Raw genomic sequence first — 18,241 nt, 5'->3', positions numbered from 1 at the left:
TTATAAACCCCTATACAATAAGGTAATTAGCTTCTTTAGGTGGGTAATTTGTAACAAAATAAGGATAAATATTTTTCTAAAAGTTATCAAAATTTTAAACCTATTTTATATTCATTTTTTAATCAAAAAAGAGCAATAAAAACTCTATTTTTGGCAGTTTTATATTTTTGTAATTTTTTGGAATATTTTTTTAAAATTAGGTGGGTTAAATGTAACAAAAATAAAGATAATTTTATTTTTAAAAGTTATCAGTAGTAAAGTAATAAGAATATAAAGCCTGTGGATAGGATGTTTTAGTTTTTTAATTTTAAAATTAGGTGGGTTAAATGTAACAAAAATAAAGATAATTATTTTAATACTTTTTTAAAAATGATAATTTTTAAAAATATTTTTATCATTTTGTGATATTATTTATTCATAAAGGATAAAAATGTCAAATTATAATAATATAATTAATCTAGACGATAAAATTGATTATGTAGCGTATGATAATGATTTATATATGTTAAATCTATCAGGATTGTCTTCATTAGAATTAAATTTGTTTTTTTCTTTGATTTATAAGATGAAGGACAAAGGCAATAGCTTATTGGTTTTTGATTCGGCTGAAGTAAAAAATTTTTTCGGTTCTAGCAATAGGGGTAATGTTAGAATATTAGATATTCTAACAAGATTTAGAGAAAATATATTTAAATTAGATTTTACTCAAGTTAAAAAATTACCTAATAATAAAAAATTTATTGGTATCTACAATATATTTGAAGTTTTAGAAATTATTTTTGATGAAAAAACTAATTCTTTAGAAACACTTAAAATAAAAAGTAGTGAAATTTTTACATATCTTGTAAATAATCTTGAAAGTGAATATACAACGTTTGAATTAGATATTTTTAAAAAATTTCAAAAAACATATAGCAAACATTTATTTAGATTATTAAAAAGATTTCAAGATACAGGTTTTTTTGTTAGCGATATTGATAAATTAAAAAGTTATTTAGGATTAGAAAACACAAATACAAGAGATTTTAATAAAATTTTAAAACAAAGCATAGATGAATTAAAAGAAATAGAAATTATATATAACAACAAGAAAGAGAAATTATTTAGCTATCTTGATATTGTATTCATAAAAGATAAAAAAGATAGACGTAAATATTCTCACATTAAATGTATTTTTAATATTGTTGCAAAAAAATCAATTGCAAGTAGAAAAGTAAGCTCTATTAGTGCGAATATAACAAATTATAACGATTTGCTATTAAACTTCTTTAAAAAGAACCGTATTTTTATACGTCACACAAGTAAGCAAAATATTTTTTATGAATTTTCAGATTATAATAAAGATTTAAAAATATATAATTTTGAAGAATATTTGTTTTCTGACCTTTTTGGATTAACCAAAACAGATAAGCAAATTAGTTTCGCTATTGGTAGTTCAAAAGATTTTGAAAGCCATAAAGATTTGTATAGCTTTTTAATTAAAAATGCCTATACACTCACGCAAGTGGAACAGCTTAATGATTTTTTAAGCATACCTAGTAAATTAAAAAAAGAAAAAGTTAGATTAATTACTAGTTTTTTTGCAGGTATAGAAAATATTGATTGATTTAAAGGAAACGAATGAACTTAAATTTAGATATGTTTAAAATAGAGCAAAATGCTTTTTTTATTGATTTTATTTTTTATATTATAAACAACAATCTTGATAATACTAATTGCATAAACATAAAGCTAAAAGATGTATTGAATTTATCAAAACAATCCAACATTGTTGTATCACTAAATGAATTGGAAATGTTATTGAATATCAAATACATATTCAATAAAAATAAGGATTTTATTTGTGCGTCTTTGTTTAGTTCAATAAAAATCAACAAAGATGTAAAAAATATCGAAGAACAAGAAATATTGTTTTTTATAAATATTGATAATTTTAGGTTAGTAAAGGAATATTTTAAGTGCGAATACGGACAAATAAGCGAAAGGGAATTAAAATTTTATTTTGCATTAAAGAGTGGTTTTGCAAAAAAAATATTTAAATTAATTCTAAAACAAAAAAAAATAAACACCAATTCATTTAGAGTAAAAATAGATGAACTCTTAGCATATTTATCTTTAGATAACTATGCTAATAATAATGCTTATAGAGTAGTTAGAAATGCTATAAAGACATTATTAGATACGACATATATTGATGCTAAAAAAGATAGGTTATATTTTGAAGCTATTGTATTAAATAGATGTAAGGAAAAAGATGAAAAATTTTTTGAAATAAATTTTACAATTGCAGATAAAGATAATGAAGCTGTTTATAAAATATCATCTGATGATGAAAAATATATCAATAAAATTTTGAATTTATATAAAAACCCAGACTTTTACACTTATTCTGAAAATAATGAAACATATTATAGATTATACAACTATGACAAAAAGCAATTTTTTGGAAAAAAATATATTATTTATCAGTCAAGACTGCATATTTTTGATGATGGTAATTTTAATATTAGTTCTAAAAAATCGTTGAAATATATTTATGAAAAAATATTATCACAATCATTTATAAGAATCACACCAAAAGAAGACCCAAAAAAACCATTACAAACATATCATGTTTTGCAAAAAATAGATGTTAATAAGTATATCTAGCAAATAATTATATAGACTTATTTCTGATGTAATTTAAAGACATGTTTTTGCTGTTTATATGTATTTTTGTCTATTCTTTTAGTTACATTAATCCCTCCTGCAACTCCGCCTTGACCCCCTGTTTCGTCAGTATCTTCTAAACCTTCTTGTAAAGAAAGTAGATACTTTCTTTTATAATATCCTTTTAGTTTTCTAGTATCGTTGGAGTTATAAAAATCTAAACTTTTAAAAGTATCAACCTCTATCATTTTTATAGATTTTAATTTTTCTGAATTATTTTTTATTGTATTATTTTTTCTGATTATTTTTTTATTTTTATTAAATATTTTTTTTATAAATAATAATATTTTTTGTAAAAAATTATTTGCATTTTTATTATTTACTATATTTTCTGAAAAATTTGTTTCATCTGATTTCACAAGAAAAATATCTATATATTCATTTTTAAGTTCTGTAATTGATTTAAAACCACTACTTAAAATTAAAAGAGATATAAAATTCTTAGGAGTTAAAACTTTCCAATAAAATGTTTCATTAAAAACAAAATATATTATTTTAGTATCAAATAACTTACTACTTAAGTATGTATTTTTAAAATTTTCATAAGTCATTTTTTGATAATCATCTTTTTCCATATCTTTTTCTACTAAATAATTAAAACTTAAAAACATATCTTCAATACTTTTTTGAACTGTGGTATTTAAAATACTTATATTTATATCAATCTCACTTAAAAAGTTATTGAATTGCTCCCTAAAGTTTAAAAATAAAGCTGCAGGGATAATTGCTTCAAATGGTTTTGTTTTTTTTAGATACTCTTCTTTATCAAAGTTAGCTAATAAAGCTACCCCCAGTTTAAATAGGCTCTTAAAAAATATTTCATTTTTAAAATCGTCTAAGTAAATTTCTTTTTTTTGCTTAGCATTTTCATCAATCTTAGTAAAAATCAATATATTTTCTTCTTTGGATTGAATAAAGCTTCTGTATAGTATATCAATATTATTAGTATCTTTATTTAAATAGCAAAAATCAAAAAAATCACTAAAATTATCGTGGCTTATAATTCTAATTTTTCTATCATATAAATATTTTAGATATTCAATTAAATCATTAAAAGTCCAAAAACAATCAGGTTCTAAAAACTTTCCAATTTCAATATTATAGGTCTCTATATCAAAACCTAAATTAGATATTGAATTTTTAAGGTCTTCTTCATCTTTAAAAAAATCCTTAATTAAAACATTTTGAGAATATAGTATATTAAAACTTGTTTCTTCACGTTTAAAATATGTATTTAACTTGAAAATATCACTTAAATCATCATCTACAATAAATAAAAATCTTAACCCTTTTACTCGGATAAAGTTTTTATAATAATCGTAAAATGTATAAACCTCATCATCGTATTTAGTTTTATTTTCTTCAGCAAAGTCTTTTATCTGTTTTTTTAAGTTATTTATTGCCACAACATAAAAGAAACAATTTTTTCCAAATTCTTTAAATACTAAATCGTCCCCAAGACTAGTTTTAAAATCTTTACAAATTTCTTTAAAGCTTTTAAAATCAGTAATCGTAGAAAGTATTATATCGTTTTTTTGGGAAAACTCATTAAAATTAAGCAATTCCTTTAAATCTTCATTGTTAAGAAAATTAACTAGATTTTTTTTATTAAAATTTGCTCCAGGAATAAAAAAATGGTTCTTGAAAAATATTAATTTTTCATTTTTATTATCTTGATAATTTGAAAAATCATTTTTAATAAAATTAATTATTATTTTAATAATATTAGAATAATCTAAATCTAGTATTTCTGTAAAAGACAACAAATCGCCATTAAACAAAAAATCTTTTTTTAAAAAATCTAGTTCATTAAAAAAATCTTCATCAAAAAATGAGTTTCCTTTTAAACCTACAAACATTATATATCCTACGAGTGAAATACACTTTCAATAAATCTTACATCAAATCTGATTTTTTTTAGCTCTTTTTGGAAAATATTATTAAATTTCTCATATACAAGCATATCTTTATAAACTACTATCAATAATTCATATTTTAAAACTATAAAATCTTTTTTCTTAGATTCTTCTTTTTGTTCTTTTAAATTAGGAGTATTGACTGCTAGGTTTTGAAAACTTGTTTTATTTTTTTCCAAAACTTCGGCTACTACGCCGACAACTTCTTTGGTAATAGCACTTATAATATTTTTATTATAATATGGTTTATCTATCAGAACTTCAAAAATCATACTTACATGTTTGCCTTCACTAATTTTTTTATTTTTGCTTTTAAAATCAAACTTATTTAAAATTTTATCTAATAGCCCTATATTATTTTTGGTGATATTTTGAGTACTCTCACTTTTTTCTATTTCTTTTTTTGTAGAGATATCGGAAACTTTATTTATTTTAGCTTCTTTAATATCTATTTCATCATACTCAAAGCAATCTTTAAAAAAATCCAGCATAGATAAAAGACCAGCTCTAGCATCACTTTTGGTTGTTTTTAAGGCTCTTTCTAAACCTCTCTTATCTTTAATATCTAACTTCTTAAGAAAACTAGAATATTCATCTACAAATTTATTAATATCTAATTTATTTTTTTCCAGCATAAAATCAATATAATTATTTAAAATATCATCATCTGACTTTGAAGCACAAGAAATTAAGCTTAATAAATAGATATTCTTACTATATTCATCCTTGTTTAGTGGGATATTAATATAAAGTTTTAAAAAGTTAGCGAAATGTATTTCTATACTTTCCTCGTTAGTATTTGATGAGGTTTTTAATTCTTCATTTTTATTTTTTATACTTTCTAACTCATGTCTTATATTTTCTAAACTTATATTTTTTTCTGCTAATTGATGCCTTAATTCTTTAATATCATCATTTTTAATTTTTATTTCCGTTTTTAAACTCTCACCAAGCTTAAAATATTCATTTTCTATATTTTTAATACGCTCATCAGTTTCTAAAAGTTTAAGTTGAACCTTTAATTTTGCAATAATATTATCTTTTTCTATTAATTTATTTTCTAATTCATTCAAGTTTTCTAAAGCATTTTGTTTATTATATTCGTCTTTATACTTATCTTCATCCAAGTTTGTTTCGTTAATAAATGTATTTCCTTGTTTTAATTCATTTGTTTTTTCTTCTTGCGGTATTTGTTCTTCATAAGTTTCAGGATAATCAAAATCTTTTGTTATAGTTGCATCAAAATCTCCAATTTGTTCTTCATAAGTTTCAGGATAATCAAAATCTTTTGTTATAGTTGCATCAAAATCTCCAATTTGTTCTTCATAAGTTTCAGGATAATCAAAATCTTTTGTTATAGTTGCATCAAAATCTCCAAAAGGCTCTTCTTCCCTAAATTCTTTTTGCTCTTCTTCTATTATTTGCTTATTTTCTGATTGTGGTAAAGAAGCTTCTTTAATCGCTACCTCATCTATATTATTCAATATTTCGTTTTTTATTGTTTCATCTTCTTGAGATACTTTTTTCTCTTGTGAAATATCTAATTTATTTTTATTACTTTGAATGTATTTTTCTTTAATATTTTCTAAAATCATATCATTCTCTTTTTTCTCCACTTCAGCAAGGGTATATTTCAAATCATTTTTTATTATATCTCTAATATTATGTGAGCAAAAAACATTTAATAGCTCATCATAATTACCATTACACGGTAATTCATTTAAGGCGTGAGGATAGCATTTGTTATATCTAATTTTTTCTTTTTCAATAATATCATTATATACTTCTTTTAAACTAGATTCAGAAAAAATTTCAATAACTGATTTAATATCATCTAAGTCATTGAATAAATCCTCATTGTATTTTTTTTCATCTAATTTTAAAGGTAGGTTTAGTCTTTCTTGTTCTACAAAGTCTTTTAAAAACTTTTGACTCTTCGAATTTTCACTATTAGCAAAATCAGATAAAGCTTCTTTAATTGCCTTGTTAAATATATAGGGCATAAATATTAAAACTTTAGCCTCACATAAAAAAATAAATTTGTTGTTATATTTACTTATTTTATCTTTACCGCCAAAAAATAATTCGCTTACAATTTGGAAGAGTTTATTATCACTTTTTTGTGTAGCAATATCACAAAGCAAACCTAAACTAGATAAATCAAGTTTATTTTCAAACCTATACATTTGTAAAAAATAAGTTATTACCCATTTAAAAATTCCCTCATTGAACTTTTTAAATAATTCAAAAGTAGAGTTAAACCTACTATTAAATTCGTCATTGCTTAATTGATTTAAATCACTTTTCATAATATTTTTTAATTTCTCTTTATTTACATAAAGCTCAAAATTAGCAATAATAAAAACTCTTTCTTTGTTGTTTTTGTCTTGTAAAAATTGTGAGGTTGATTCAATCGGCGTCTTAAAAGATAATGTTTTATAAAAAAGCTCTAAATCAATATTATCTAAAACAATATTACTTTCTTTGTAATGTCTTTCAAACTCTAATTTAGTAATAATTGATTCTAAAATTGCATTTCGGTGTTGATTCACATACTCTTCTAAGGGTTCTAAATCTTTAAAATCAATCGCATATTTGTTAATCTTAAATCTTACTGGTTTTTCCTCATTTTCTTTCGTGTTTAAAAAGGTGTTAATTAATTCAATACTTATTTCATTTTCAGTTTTCAATAATCCATTAATATATAGATTAGTTTTTTGTAAAAAACCTTTACTATAAAGTTCAGCTATGTAAGTTAATACTGTTTTTTGGTCTAAAGGATAACCCCATTTAGTTTTATCAGCAAATAAAATATCAAAATGTGTTTTTGCTATTTTTAATGGAATAAAATCCATGTCACTTACATTAAAGCTATTATCATTATATTGTTTATCATTATCTGTTTTAAGTTTTGCTATTTTGACTTCTAAAAAACAATTACCTTTTTCTGGTGTTTCGTCCTGTGGAATTTTAGTAATTTCAAACAAAATAAATTTTTGAAATTCTATAGTAGTAATATCCATTTTTACTCCTTTAAATAAACAAACATTAAAAAGTTAAATCTAAAAAGTCGAATATTTAGAGTTTTTAATTAATATCTTTAACAAAACTTAAAAACGCACTTTTATTGAATTTTAAGTTTTAGATTATACAATTTTTTACATAAAAAACAAGCATATAAAAGTAAACTTTAAAACTTAAAACACTTGTAATTAAACGTAAAGGCAGGATAAAATGAGCGAAATGGTAAAAAAAATTTTATTAGATTTAAAATTTCAAAATACCTTATTTACAAAAAATAAAAAAGATACCAAAGAAGAAATCATAAAGCAAGTTGCAAGAGAAAAATATATAGACGCAAATAATGAAAAAGCAAAAATTATTTATCCTGTAAAAAATTTTGAGTTCAAATATTTTTATAAAGCTACTAATAAAGAGAATATATTTATTAAATATGTCTATAAGGATATTATTAAACTTTTTGTTTTATTTTTTACTAATTACGATAAAGAGCAGTTAGAGCAGTACGGAAATAACTATAAGTTTCTTTTCAAAAGCTTTTCTCCGTTTTTAATAAAAGAAATTTTTAGGAATGGTGATTATATTTTTTTTCAATTAGGGAAAATTTTACATTCTTACGCTGAAGATGAAAATTATGAAAGAGTTGTTGAAAGACTCAAGAGATTTAAAAGAGAAATCTGTGTAGCAAAAATTGATTTTACTAAAACTAAAATAGATTATATGTTAGAAATATTTCAAGAAATACCTGATAGTTACAAAAATGCTAAATATGTTTTTGAAATATTTAAACCTAAAAAACATTTTTACATAATTAAAGATGAAAATAATAAAAATAAGTTTATTGCAGAAGAAAATAAAAACTCAATCTATTGTATTGCAGAAGAAGTACAAAATGATAGAGTCGATGCTAATATTTTTTTACCTTTAACAGATTGCTTTCAAAACGACAGATTTTCAAATGAACCAAATAAAGATGAAAAGCTGTTTTCAAATCTAGATTTTTCAGAAGAATTTTTTTCAGATTGCTTTGATTGTATTTTAAAAGAAAGTGGCAAATTTTGTATAGTAGGAAGTAACGAGAAAAGTAACTTTAGCTATAGTTATGAAGATACAAAAAATTATTTAGTAAACAATACCTTTTTAGGTTTGATTGACAATAATACTTATGAGTTTGTAGATGGATTTTTAAATATGAGTATGCAAGATTTCCATTTAAGAGAAGCTGAGTCTTATTTTGATAATACTACAATAAAAACTACCCAAAGCTATGAGATTGGGTATGGCAATAAAACAAAACAAGAAATTAAAGAATTATTTGATTTAAGTAACGAAGTATTTGAAAGATATATTGCAGAAATAAAAGGTGATAGTGTTTATTTGGGATTAATCACTTTAGTAGATTCATCGATTGTAGGATTAACACCTGCAGAAATTGTTCTAGAAGATATTTTTAGTAAAGAAATATCTTATAATCCAAACACGTTGAGTGTTTATTTTGCAACAATTATAAAAGAATCTAATTTAAAATATCTGGCATTCAATCCACAAATTATGAAGAATTTGTGGTATTTTGATTACGAAACTAATGAAGAAACTAGTTCTTTAATAAAAAGAGAATATGAAATAAAACAAAGGTTTTACACAAATTTAAGTGAAGCAGGGATTAATTTGAATAATGACAATGAACAATTTAATCCCAAGTTTATAGAATATTATACTAATTATTTAAGAGAAAGAGAAACATTTTTAATTCAAGCTATTAGTGAATATGATAGTATAGATATAAAAAATAGAATCACATTAAGAACTGATTTAGAAAAATTATTTACAACTGATGCTAATAGTACAGATTGTATTTATTTTCACAATAAAACGAAGATAAGCAATCCAGCACTTGCTTATCAAGCTTTTTACTCAAGATTTGATGCAATTGGTTTAACAATACCAAATTTTATAACTTCAAAAGAAGAATCGTTTTTTAAGATTACTTATCTCAATACTTCTTTTGAAAATGACCTCAAAAAAATGATAGAAAGCATATTTTATTTATACATTGAAGTGTTAGATGAATATCCTGAATATTATAACCAAATATTTAATGTTTTATACGATTTGGCTGTTTGTGGGTTAGACCATAATTTTGAAGAGATTAAGTTTTTTCATAACGGTTTAGATAGTAAAAATAATGATGTAATTTCACTCTTACAGCAAAAATGGGGGGCTTATAGAATTGCTTGTTTTAGAGAGTATGCGAAAGCATTTATCTTACCTAAAAAGATGTTAATTTCTTTTCACCAAAAAAGAATAGCATTTGTAAATAATGGCGAAAAAGAGACAAAAATTAACGAAAGTAAAGCAAACGCCGAAGCCTTGTTTAAGATTTTAGATTCTGCTCGTGTTGGTAGATTGTCATAACATAATTTAATCCCCCATTTATGCGTGGGGAATATGTCATTTCTTTGAAAAAATAGGAGAAAGATTTTCTGTAGTTACATAGAAGTTTTTATAAAATTTTGGCAGGAAACTATAGCAATAATCTTCTAAAAGATTTTCAAAGTGTTTAGGGCTGTATTTTTTACAAATGCTAATTTCGTAAATAATTTGTTTAATATTATTTTCATCTTCTTCAATAGCATCAAGGGAAGCTTTTACTTCGTTAATATCAAAATTATCAATATTGATATTTTGTGATAATAAATCTATCACATTTAAGATTTCCATATATAAGTCCGCTTCGCATTCTTTATATATAAGTTGTTCATTGAAAGCATATTCATCTATAAATTCATCATATACAATTAAGTTTGTTTTTTCACATATTAACTGCAAAATTTGTGCAAGTTTATCATAATACAAACCTGACCCAATTTTTTTTTCACCTATAATAAATTCAAAAAAATCTTCTTTATAATCTTTTATTTTTATTTTACTTTTTTGATACCAAGTAACAAATGAACTGTACGTTGTCTTTAATGTTTTTGTCATTGGAAAAGGATTATTGCTTTCTAATTCACTAATAAAAACATCATAAAAATCTTCAAGCTCAAAACTTGTTTTATGATAAATAGGTAATTTTAACAATATACTCATAAAAATAAGTGTATTGATTGCGATTTTATGTCTAAAATTAATACTTAAATAAGAAATTAAATACTCTGTTTTTATCTCATAAGCTGATTTTTCATCCATATTTTTTTTTAAAGTAACAAGTCTATGATTGTAAAGTTCTTGAACTGATGGAATTTCATCAAGTTTTAATAAACTAATGTCTTTCCATTTCTCAACTTCTTGAATTTGTCCGAAAAATCTACAAAGAAAATCTAAAGTAGGCACTTTTTCTACCAATTGAAAAACATAATCTCTATTTTTTAATATGTTTTCTAAAATTATTGTTTGCTCTAGTAGATGATAGTTTTTAGCTACACAATTAAAAATTGTATCTATATCTTTTTCTATTAAAATTTTTCTACACAAAGCATCATCAAAATTAACACATTTATATGTTTTATGTAAAAATATATTTTTCTTGCAGTATTGTAAGATTTTTGATGCAGGATAATATATAAGCAAATAACATATAAACATATCATCTTCTTGGTGTATTTTAGAATATTGTAAAAGCTCTAAATCTTTAGCAATTACATAAGAAATATTTCTAAAGTTTTCTTCTAACTCGTTTTCATTTAAGAGATAAATAAGTTTTTTTTCAAAAATAACCGTTTCTTTTAGTTTTTTACTTTTAACTTTTGTATATTGGTAAAGTTTTTCAATATTTTTAAATACATATTTATCTTGCAATTCATCATTCATTTTTTTATAGATATTTAAGAAAAAATTAAAATTATTTTTCAATAAAAAATCTAAGATTTTTTCTTCTTCTTTTAAATCCTTATTTAATCCATCAAAAATAAAAGTTCCAAAAGCTTTAATTAAAGAAATTGCTAAATCAATATCTTTAATATTTTTTAATTCAGTGATAGCTTTATTTTTATCTTTTTTTATCAAATCTTTAAAATATTTAAAATCCATTCTCGCTCCTTTTTATATTATTATAAAATAAAAAGATAAATATTTTATAATTTTTATATGAGATATTGACAAAAGTATAAAAAAATGTTATAGTAAAATGTTTAAAATTATAAAGGAGAAAAAATGTTAATTGAAATAGAAAAACTAGCAAAAGAACTCGTAAAAAATAGTTTTTTATCTTTAAAAGAAGAGGATTATAAAAAAGCTTTATTGCCTTTAGTAACTTTTCCTCTTGAGGATATTCAAAAACTAGACATAAAAGAACATATTTTGTTAAATAACGGGTTTAGAGTAGATTCAAGAATGAGTCAAGAACAAATAATACTTTTACAAATCTTTAAGAAAAAGCTTATAGATAGGCTTTTAGAAAAACGTCAAACTCTATATGAAAAAGTAGAGAAATTGTTCAGGGAAGAATCTCTAAAAGAAAAAAATTATCAAGAGGAATTATTATTTATTGAAATAACAGATACGATAAGAGCGATAGAAGAACAGCGTTCTTTACCAAAACCAGGTCTTTTAATGAAAGGAAATTTTAGAAAGAAGATATGCTTTTTATTTGGTCTTGAGAGTCAAGAATGATAAAATTGGTAGATGTTAATGGTAATATAATTTTAGACGCTCTATCAGATTTTCAGAAAGAGCGTCTAAATAGGGTAGAGCAGATAAAAGATATTGCAAAGCTAGCTGTTTGGTTTGGAAAATTAGATTATATTTGGCTTGATAGTGATAATATTGAAGAGCCTACATTTATAATAATAAAAGATATTGATATTATTAAAGAATATATTTTAATGTTTAACGCATTAATGTATGAATATAAGGCTTCAGGGGAAGAAGTATATACTTTAGCCGAGTTCATACAAACTTATAACAAATATCTTCCTAATAATAAAATGATTCCATTTTTAAAAAAACATTTAAAAATTGATAGGTTTGAAGATTACGAAGAAAACATAGATTATGGATTAATTCCTATATTACATTGTTCTGAGTATGTTTGTTTTGAAAAATCACTAGAAGAAGCTATCGAATATGATAAAAGATTTTTTCCTTGTTTTTTTAGGGGGCAAAATGTATGATTTTGGATTAAAAATGTTGTTTTTCATCTTATCAATTTGTATATTTTTTGTATCAGACGCATTTATTGTTTATTTTTATACAATTAATGAGCATATTGATTCTAGTGCTTTAAAACCGATAATTGATTTTTGCATAAAGTATCATATTTTATCTTTCTATATATGTATATTAAGTAACTTTATTTTTTACAAACATTACAATAATTATAAAAAGAGAACAAAATAATGATTTTAAAAGATACAATTAATAAGACAGGTCTAACGTATAATCAACTTTCAACTCTTGTAGGGTGTTCTGAAGCACTTATTAGAAAATACGCCTATAAGAATATTCAAGATTTACCGAATAAAACAGGCTCTAAAATATTAACCGAATTAATGAAAGTTCAATATAACAATAATCAGGCTCTAATTAAAAAATTGGAAGAAGAGCAAATACAAATAACAATAAATGAAATATCAAAAAACCTTTGGGAAGAAAACGAGCTATTATATATGTTTTTATATAGCTTAAAAGAATCCTTGCCAAAAAATAACTTAAATAATTTATTAGATATTTTAAGGTTTTGTGTGTTAAAACATTTTGATAAAGATATAAATAAAGCATTAGAAACTATAAATGTTTTTAGCAAAAGCTGGATTCGGGCAAATCCGCTTGAAAAGAATATAATAATTGCAGACCTTTTTGCTGTTTTTCCTAGTTCATATAATATTTTTCATTTTGATAAAAATAATAAAGACAATCATATAACCATTGATGATGATGGAGTAGTTTTAACTATTTTAAGCGATAAAGAACGTATCTTATATGATTGTATAGGTTTCGAAATACCTAAAAAAAGCAATCCAATAAGAGATTTTATTAAAAATGATTTCTTAAAAAAATATTAATTTTTTTATTTTTAAGTTAACTCTAAACTATTGTTAGTTATCCTATTGCTTATGATAACTCGACAAAAATTAAAGAAAATAAAAGAACAATTATTGAAGGATATATTAGACTTACAAAATAAAATTGAAAATCCGAAGGACTTTTCACAATTGATTCATTTATTACAAAATAGAGAGATTATATTAGAGAGAAAAGAAAAACAAATTTTAGAAATTTTAATGGATGTAGAGAAAACATTATGACTGTTTTTTTAATAATACTTATAGTAGCTTTTATAGCTTATAAATTCTTGACAGATGTAGAGAGATTAACTAAATGGGCAGAAAAATTGAGTAAACGGATTAAAAAATCACAAGCAGAGAGTATTGCTCAAGCTAAAGATTTTATGGAAAATAAAAAAAGAAATGAAGAAATAAGAAAACAGCAAAAATGGAATAGTTATCATAACAGCCAATCTAGTTCTTATAGTCAAAATTCATATCACAATATAAATCAGCAGAATACTTATAATAATTCATATAAAAAACAAAATAATTATAATGATGATGTTGAAGTGAAAAAATATTACAAGCAAAAAGGTAATAGATATGAATATAAAGTAAAATGTTTTTATGAAAGTATAGGATATAATGTTTATCCGCAAGGTTATATTCATGGTTTTAACGATAGAGGTATTGACCTAATAGCATATAAAAATAACGAAGTGCATTTAATACAGTGTAAATGCTACAAATACCCACCAAGACAAGACCTATTGAGAATTTTTATGGGTGATTGTGAATTATATATTCAAAAAAATTTAAACAAACTGCAAGGTAAAATTATTCATAAAGATTTTGTTACAAGCTGTAAAACTAAAGATTATGGAGTAGCAAGATTTTTAGAAGAAAATAATAACCCTATTAATTATTTAGTAATTGAAGAATAAAAATATGGAAACAAGCTTAAGAAAATTAAAAACTTTAATACGAGAAGTTTCCTTATTAAAAAAAATTCCGCAAAAGACAATTATTAAAACTTTAAAAATATCAAAAAATTTATCACATATGAACAAAGAAAATATAAATAATAGCATTTTATTTTTACAGGATATACAAGAGATAGAAAAACTGATAAAAACAAAGAAATGTCTTTTAGATAAATATTGCCAATTAGTATTAAAACAAAGTCAAGACCCAATTCAAATTAAATTAATAACAAAAAAAATTAAAGAAGTAAAAAGAAAAGAAGAAAAACTAAATAAAATTATAGAAAAAATTAATCCTTTAATACCCCTAATTTAATCATACCCTAAAATTAAAAATATACTTAAAAAGTCTACTATATAAATAAATGCTTGACCTTACAATAATAAAAGGGTATAATTATGTCAAAATAAAAAGGGGATGCTAAAATGTATATAATCGAATCTGATGTTTCTATAACAACAAGTGCTAAAAATGCTCTAGAATTATCTAGTTATTATAAAAATAATTATTTTAATTTTAAAAATAATTTGGAACACTATATATATAATGCGGATGATGTATTAAAAACCTATCTAAAAGACGAAATACTTTTAAACCTCAATGATAAGGAAAGTCCAGAGTTTAACAAGTTTCAAATTATCCTAGACGAAATCAATTCTAAAATAATTTTTGATATTTTAGTTCAAGATATGAAAAATCAAGAACAGATAGAAAAAGAAATTTTATTAGAAGAAACAACTAATGAAACATCAAATATTACAAGAGAACAAATAATTGAATACTTATCAACAGAGTTAAAATGCCTTGATAATACAGAATTTGATAAAAACTTATTTGCCCCAATAATCGAAAAGATTAAAGAAAAGGATAATGAACTCTCATTCTTATTAAGAGATAAAACTGCAGATATTAATCTCAACAATATTAACGGTGTAGATACTAGTAGTGTTAATTTATTAACAAAAGCTGAAAGATTTTATGAAAAAATATATTCACAGATTTCTTTTGAAGAAAAAGAAAATTTAATAAATGGGTTAAAAAATAGTAGCAGATATAATATTTTATATAATTCGCTTTTTGCAATTAATTTAGAGCCACGCACTGGAAAACAACTAGAAAGAGGACATGAAACTGAAAGAAAAGATTATTTTGCGAAAGGAACTTATTTATCTGAAAACAAAAATCCAATTTGGAAACCAAACTTTGTAGCAAGTTTGCAATCGGCAGGTTCTAGCGTTGCAGGTGCAACATTAGTTGCTGGGTTTGGAAGCAAGGGTGCTTCCCTTGCAGGGTTAATTTATAATAAAGTTAGATTATCACAGCTTGATGATATTGAGTGGATTAACTTTAAGAAAGAAATCATTAATAATCACAAATGTTATGCTTTAAGAGAAAAAATAGCATTTGATGATGAAAAAAGAGAAATACATCATATTTATACAAAAAACCATCACTTAGTAGCTAGCGAAATTAAAATAGCTCCAATGTTATTAGATTTAACAAGCGATAATCCATTAAAAATTTTAAAAACTGAGGAAGAATTAAGTAATGCTGAAAAACTATTAGAGCAAAACACACAAGCAAATTTAATCACTAGTTTCGATGATTTAAAAATGCTTATTATTAAAGACTCACAAAATATCAATAATTTAACTTTTAAAAATATTAAAGATAAAGGAAGATTGCAAAGCGATAGGGTAGATAATTATCCTGATGAAGATTTTCAAGCACTTTGTCATGTTTATAAAAATGAAAGAATTACTGCAAATGAGCTACAAACTAGAAACTCTAACTTAAGTGAGCTAATTCATTGTATTTCTTATAGTGCTAAGCCCGAAGATGAAGGTAAAAATAATAAGATTTCGCAAGTTCAAGCGGCCAACCTGAATATGTTAGAGCATCAATTTTTTAATGAAGTTGGAAATGCTTATATTAAAACAAAAAAAATACTCAGAGATGAGCTGTTGATTGTTACAGGTGCTACAAGAAAATCACCTTTTTCTTTTGATGCTTTAAATGGCTTTATTGTAGGAAAAGATACACTTGCTTATGAATGGGTTGAGACTAATTCTAAGCTTAGAGAATTTAACCAAACAGGCTCTTTGTCGCCTAATAAGTCAATTGAGCAAATAGAAAAAGATTTCAATTCTTCAAGTATAACAAATGAAGACAATAGTAATAGCATAGAAGATTTAATTAAATCTATGCCAAAACCTAAATTGGAGCTAGACGATATTTTAGAAGATGATACCGAAACTAAAACTTATTTCGGCGATGATTATGAAAATAAATCAATCAATGAAAAATTAGAGATTATAGAAAACAGAGTTTTAGAAGACTATAAAGTATTTCTTTTTGGCAATTTAGGCCAAAATGTAATCAATACTCAAATGGAAACAGAAAGAGCGTTAAATACGTTTAGAACAAACAATTCACAAAAAGAACAAGCGTTTTCTATAATGCTCGAGGGGCTAAAGAAGACAACACCAAATAAAGAGTTTACACTAGAGCCAATCGTAAGAGATATTATTTTAAAAGTTTTACCACAAAATATAAAAACCACAAATGAACAAGCAAGGTTAGCAATAACCGAAATTGTGCAAGGCTTCATGTCTTCTTTGGCAGTTCAACACTTAGAGAATGCTACAAATCTAGCTAATAATATAGAAGCATTAAAAGCCGAAAGAATAAAAAATTCAACATTGTTAGAAGATTTAAACAAAACAAACGAAGAAAATCTAAAACTTCAAAACGAAGTCTTAGATTTAAGTGATAATTTAAATAAAAATATATTAGCATTAGAAGACACTAGAATAGAACTTACTGTTGCTAGTGAATTATTGCAAGAGCAACTACTAACTAATAGTAAGTTAGAAAAACATATTAATGAAGTTCAAGATAATATTAAAATATTAATGGATAATCTACAAAAGATTACAGGCACAGAAATATTTGAATTTGCTGATATAACTAGTGCGGTAAATAATATGAAACTAGAACAGTTGGCTCAAATTAATTCTTTAAATGACAATATAAATAATTTACAACAGCAAAATAATTCTTTAGTAAGCTTAATAGAAGACCAAAAAATAGCGATACAAACCTTAGAAGAAAATATAACCAATAAGACTACTATAATAAATCATCTTACTGAAAATCTAAATAGTGCTAATGCTAAGATTAATGATTTAGAAAACACAAATAATCATCTTACTGAAAATCTAAATAGTGCTAATGCTAAGATTAATGATTTAGAAAACACAAATAATCATCTTACTGAAAATCTAAATAGTGCTAATGCTAAGATTAATGATTTGACAGTAGAAAAAGATAATTTAGAGCAAAAATATAAAGATTTACTTGAAAAGTATAACGAACAAAATCAAGATTACCACTCTTTAGGTGCAACAGTAGAAAGATTTAACAAGCAGTTTAAGGAGATGCTTGAAACAATTAAAAATCTAACTGAAGAAAATGAATACTTAAAATCATTAAAACTTGATGATAAAAAAACGGAAGAAGACTCGGAAGAAGATAATTTATTTTCTAATATAAACAGGAGATAAGTAAATGTCAAAAGTTATTATAAAAAACAAAAATTGAGAACTTTATAGAAAACACAAA

General features: G+C 23.5%; 14 protein-coding genes. 11 read left to right on the top strand and 3 right to left on the bottom strand.

Annotated features, from left to right (window positions below; all coding sequences use genetic code 11):
- Positions 1 to 430: 430 nt before the first annotated feature.
- Both AVBRAN_RS10600 and AVBRAN_RS10595 read left to right on the top strand, forming a co-directional pair.
- Entirely contained in the window at positions 431 to 1,606 is a 1,176-nt protein-coding gene (locus AVBRAN_RS10600) for a replication initiation protein (protein WP_239803744.1), read from the top strand.
- A 14-nt stretch (positions 1,607 to 1,620) separates the two neighbouring features.
- Complete coding sequence (locus AVBRAN_RS10595) at positions 1,621 to 2,649, top strand: hypothetical protein (protein WP_239803743.1); 1,029 nt, start codon at positions 1,621 to 1,623, stop codon at positions 2,647 to 2,649.
- 17 nt (positions 2,650 to 2,666) lie between these two features.
- Here AVBRAN_RS10595 and AVBRAN_RS10590 read toward each other — a convergent pair whose 3' ends face one another.
- Complete coding sequence (locus tag AVBRAN_RS10590; protein WP_239803857.1) at positions 2,667 to 4,568, bottom strand: hypothetical protein; 1,902 nt, start codon at positions 4,566 to 4,568, stop codon at positions 2,667 to 2,669.
- An 8-nt stretch (positions 4,569 to 4,576) separates the two neighbouring features.
- A complete protein-coding gene (locus AVBRAN_RS10585) occupies positions 4,577 to 7,648 on the bottom strand; it encodes a hypothetical protein (protein ID WP_239803856.1) in 3,072 nt (1,023 codons plus the stop codon).
- A 211-nt stretch (positions 7,649 to 7,859) separates the two neighbouring features.
- Between AVBRAN_RS10585 and AVBRAN_RS10580 the strand changes: the two genes are divergently transcribed.
- Positions 7,860 to 10,061 (top strand): hypothetical protein, encoded by a 2,202-nt coding sequence (locus AVBRAN_RS10580; protein WP_239803855.1) that lies wholly within the window; start codon positions 7,860 to 7,862, stop codon positions 10,059 to 10,061.
- Between the two features lie 36 nt (positions 10,062 to 10,097).
- Here AVBRAN_RS10580 and AVBRAN_RS10575 read toward each other — a convergent pair whose 3' ends face one another.
- Positions 10,098 to 11,675, bottom strand: a complete 1,578-nt coding sequence (locus AVBRAN_RS10575; RefSeq protein WP_239803854.1) for a hypothetical protein — start codon at positions 11,673 to 11,675, stop codon at positions 10,098 to 10,100.
- Between the two features lie 123 nt (positions 11,676 to 11,798).
- On the opposite strand from AVBRAN_RS10575, the gene AVBRAN_RS10570 reads away from it, so the two are divergent.
- From AVBRAN_RS10570 to AVBRAN_RS10535, 8 genes are all read left to right on the top strand, one after another.
- Positions 11,799 to 12,257, top strand: coding sequence for a hypothetical protein (locus AVBRAN_RS10570; RefSeq protein WP_239803853.1), 459 nt, complete (start codon positions 11,799 to 11,801; stop codon positions 12,255 to 12,257).
- Entirely contained in the window at positions 12,254 to 12,757 is a 504-nt protein-coding gene (locus AVBRAN_RS10565; protein WP_239803852.1) for a hypothetical protein, read from the top strand. The genes AVBRAN_RS10570 and AVBRAN_RS10565 overlap by 4 nt, the downstream gene beginning before the upstream one ends.
- On the top strand, positions 12,750 to 12,983 hold the full coding sequence (locus AVBRAN_RS10560) for a hypothetical protein (protein ID WP_239803851.1): 234 nt from the start codon (positions 12,750 to 12,752) through the stop codon (positions 12,981 to 12,983). Before AVBRAN_RS10565 ends, AVBRAN_RS10560 begins: the two co-directional genes overlap by 8 nt.
- A complete protein-coding gene (locus AVBRAN_RS10555) occupies positions 12,983 to 13,648 on the top strand; it encodes a hypothetical protein (RefSeq protein ID WP_239803850.1) in 666 nt (221 codons plus the stop codon). The genes AVBRAN_RS10560 and AVBRAN_RS10555 overlap by 1 nt, the downstream gene beginning before the upstream one ends.
- A 51-nt stretch (positions 13,649 to 13,699) precedes the next feature.
- Entirely contained in the window at positions 13,700 to 13,891 is a 192-nt protein-coding gene (locus AVBRAN_RS10550; RefSeq protein ID WP_239803849.1) for a hypothetical protein, read from the top strand.
- A gap of 86 nt (positions 13,892 to 13,977) precedes the next feature.
- On the top strand, positions 13,978 to 14,577 hold the full coding sequence (locus tag AVBRAN_RS10545; protein WP_239803848.1) for a restriction endonuclease: 600 nt from the start codon (positions 13,978 to 13,980) through the stop codon (positions 14,575 to 14,577).
- Positions 14,578 to 14,581: 4 nt separating this feature from the next.
- Positions 14,582 to 14,932, top strand: a complete 351-nt coding sequence (locus AVBRAN_RS10540) for a hypothetical protein (RefSeq protein ID WP_239803847.1) — start codon at positions 14,582 to 14,584, stop codon at positions 14,930 to 14,932.
- Positions 14,933 to 15,042: 110 nt separating this feature from the next.
- The gene (locus tag AVBRAN_RS10535; protein ID WP_239803846.1) at positions 15,043 to 18,183 is read left to right on the top strand and encodes a hypothetical protein; all 3,141 of its coding nucleotides are present in this window, start codon (positions 15,043 to 15,045) and stop codon (positions 18,181 to 18,183) included.
- Positions 18,184 to 18,241: the final 58 nt, after the last annotated feature.

The organism is Campylobacter sp. RM12651 (assembly GCF_022369475.1).
Classification (GTDB): Bacteria; Campylobacterota; Campylobacteria; order Campylobacterales; family Campylobacteraceae; genus Campylobacter_E.
This window is presented reverse-complemented; position numbering and strand designations above follow the sequence as displayed.

Coding starts and splice junctions, on each gene's coding strand:
- AVBRAN_RS10600 (WP_239803744.1), top strand. CDS start 431: ATGTCAAATTATAATAATATAATTAATCTAGACGATAAAATTGATTAT.
- AVBRAN_RS10590 (WP_239803857.1), bottom strand. CDS start 4,568: ATGTTTGTAGGTTTAAAAGGAAACTCATTTTTTGATGAAGATTTTTTT.
- AVBRAN_RS10570 (WP_239803853.1), top strand. CDS start 11,799: ATGTTAATTGAAATAGAAAAACTAGCAAAAGAACTCGTAAAAAATAGT.
- AVBRAN_RS10535 (WP_239803846.1), top strand. CDS start 15,043: ATGTATATAATCGAATCTGATGTTTCTATAACAACAAGTGCTAAAAAT.
- AVBRAN_RS10560 (WP_239803851.1), top strand. CDS start 12,750: ATGTATGATTTTGGATTAAAAATGTTGTTTTTCATCTTATCAATTTGT.
- AVBRAN_RS10555 (WP_239803850.1), top strand. CDS start 12,983: ATGATTTTAAAAGATACAATTAATAAGACAGGTCTAACGTATAATCAA.
- AVBRAN_RS10585 (WP_239803856.1), bottom strand. CDS start 7,648: ATGGATATTACTACTATAGAATTTCAAAAATTTATTTTGTTTGAAATT.
- AVBRAN_RS10580 (WP_239803855.1), top strand. CDS start 7,860: ATGAGCGAAATGGTAAAAAAAATTTTATTAGATTTAAAATTTCAAAAT.
- AVBRAN_RS10595 (WP_239803743.1), top strand. CDS start 1,621: ATGAACTTAAATTTAGATATGTTTAAAATAGAGCAAAATGCTTTTTTT.
- AVBRAN_RS10565 (WP_239803852.1), top strand. CDS start 12,254: ATGATAAAATTGGTAGATGTTAATGGTAATATAATTTTAGACGCTCTA.
- AVBRAN_RS10540 (WP_239803847.1), top strand. CDS start 14,582: ATGGAAACAAGCTTAAGAAAATTAAAAACTTTAATACGAGAAGTTTCC.
- AVBRAN_RS10550 (WP_239803849.1), top strand. CDS start 13,700: ATGATAACTCGACAAAAATTAAAGAAAATAAAAGAACAATTATTGAAG.
- AVBRAN_RS10575 (WP_239803854.1), bottom strand. CDS start 11,675: ATGGATTTTAAATATTTTAAAGATTTGATAAAAAAAGATAAAAATAAA.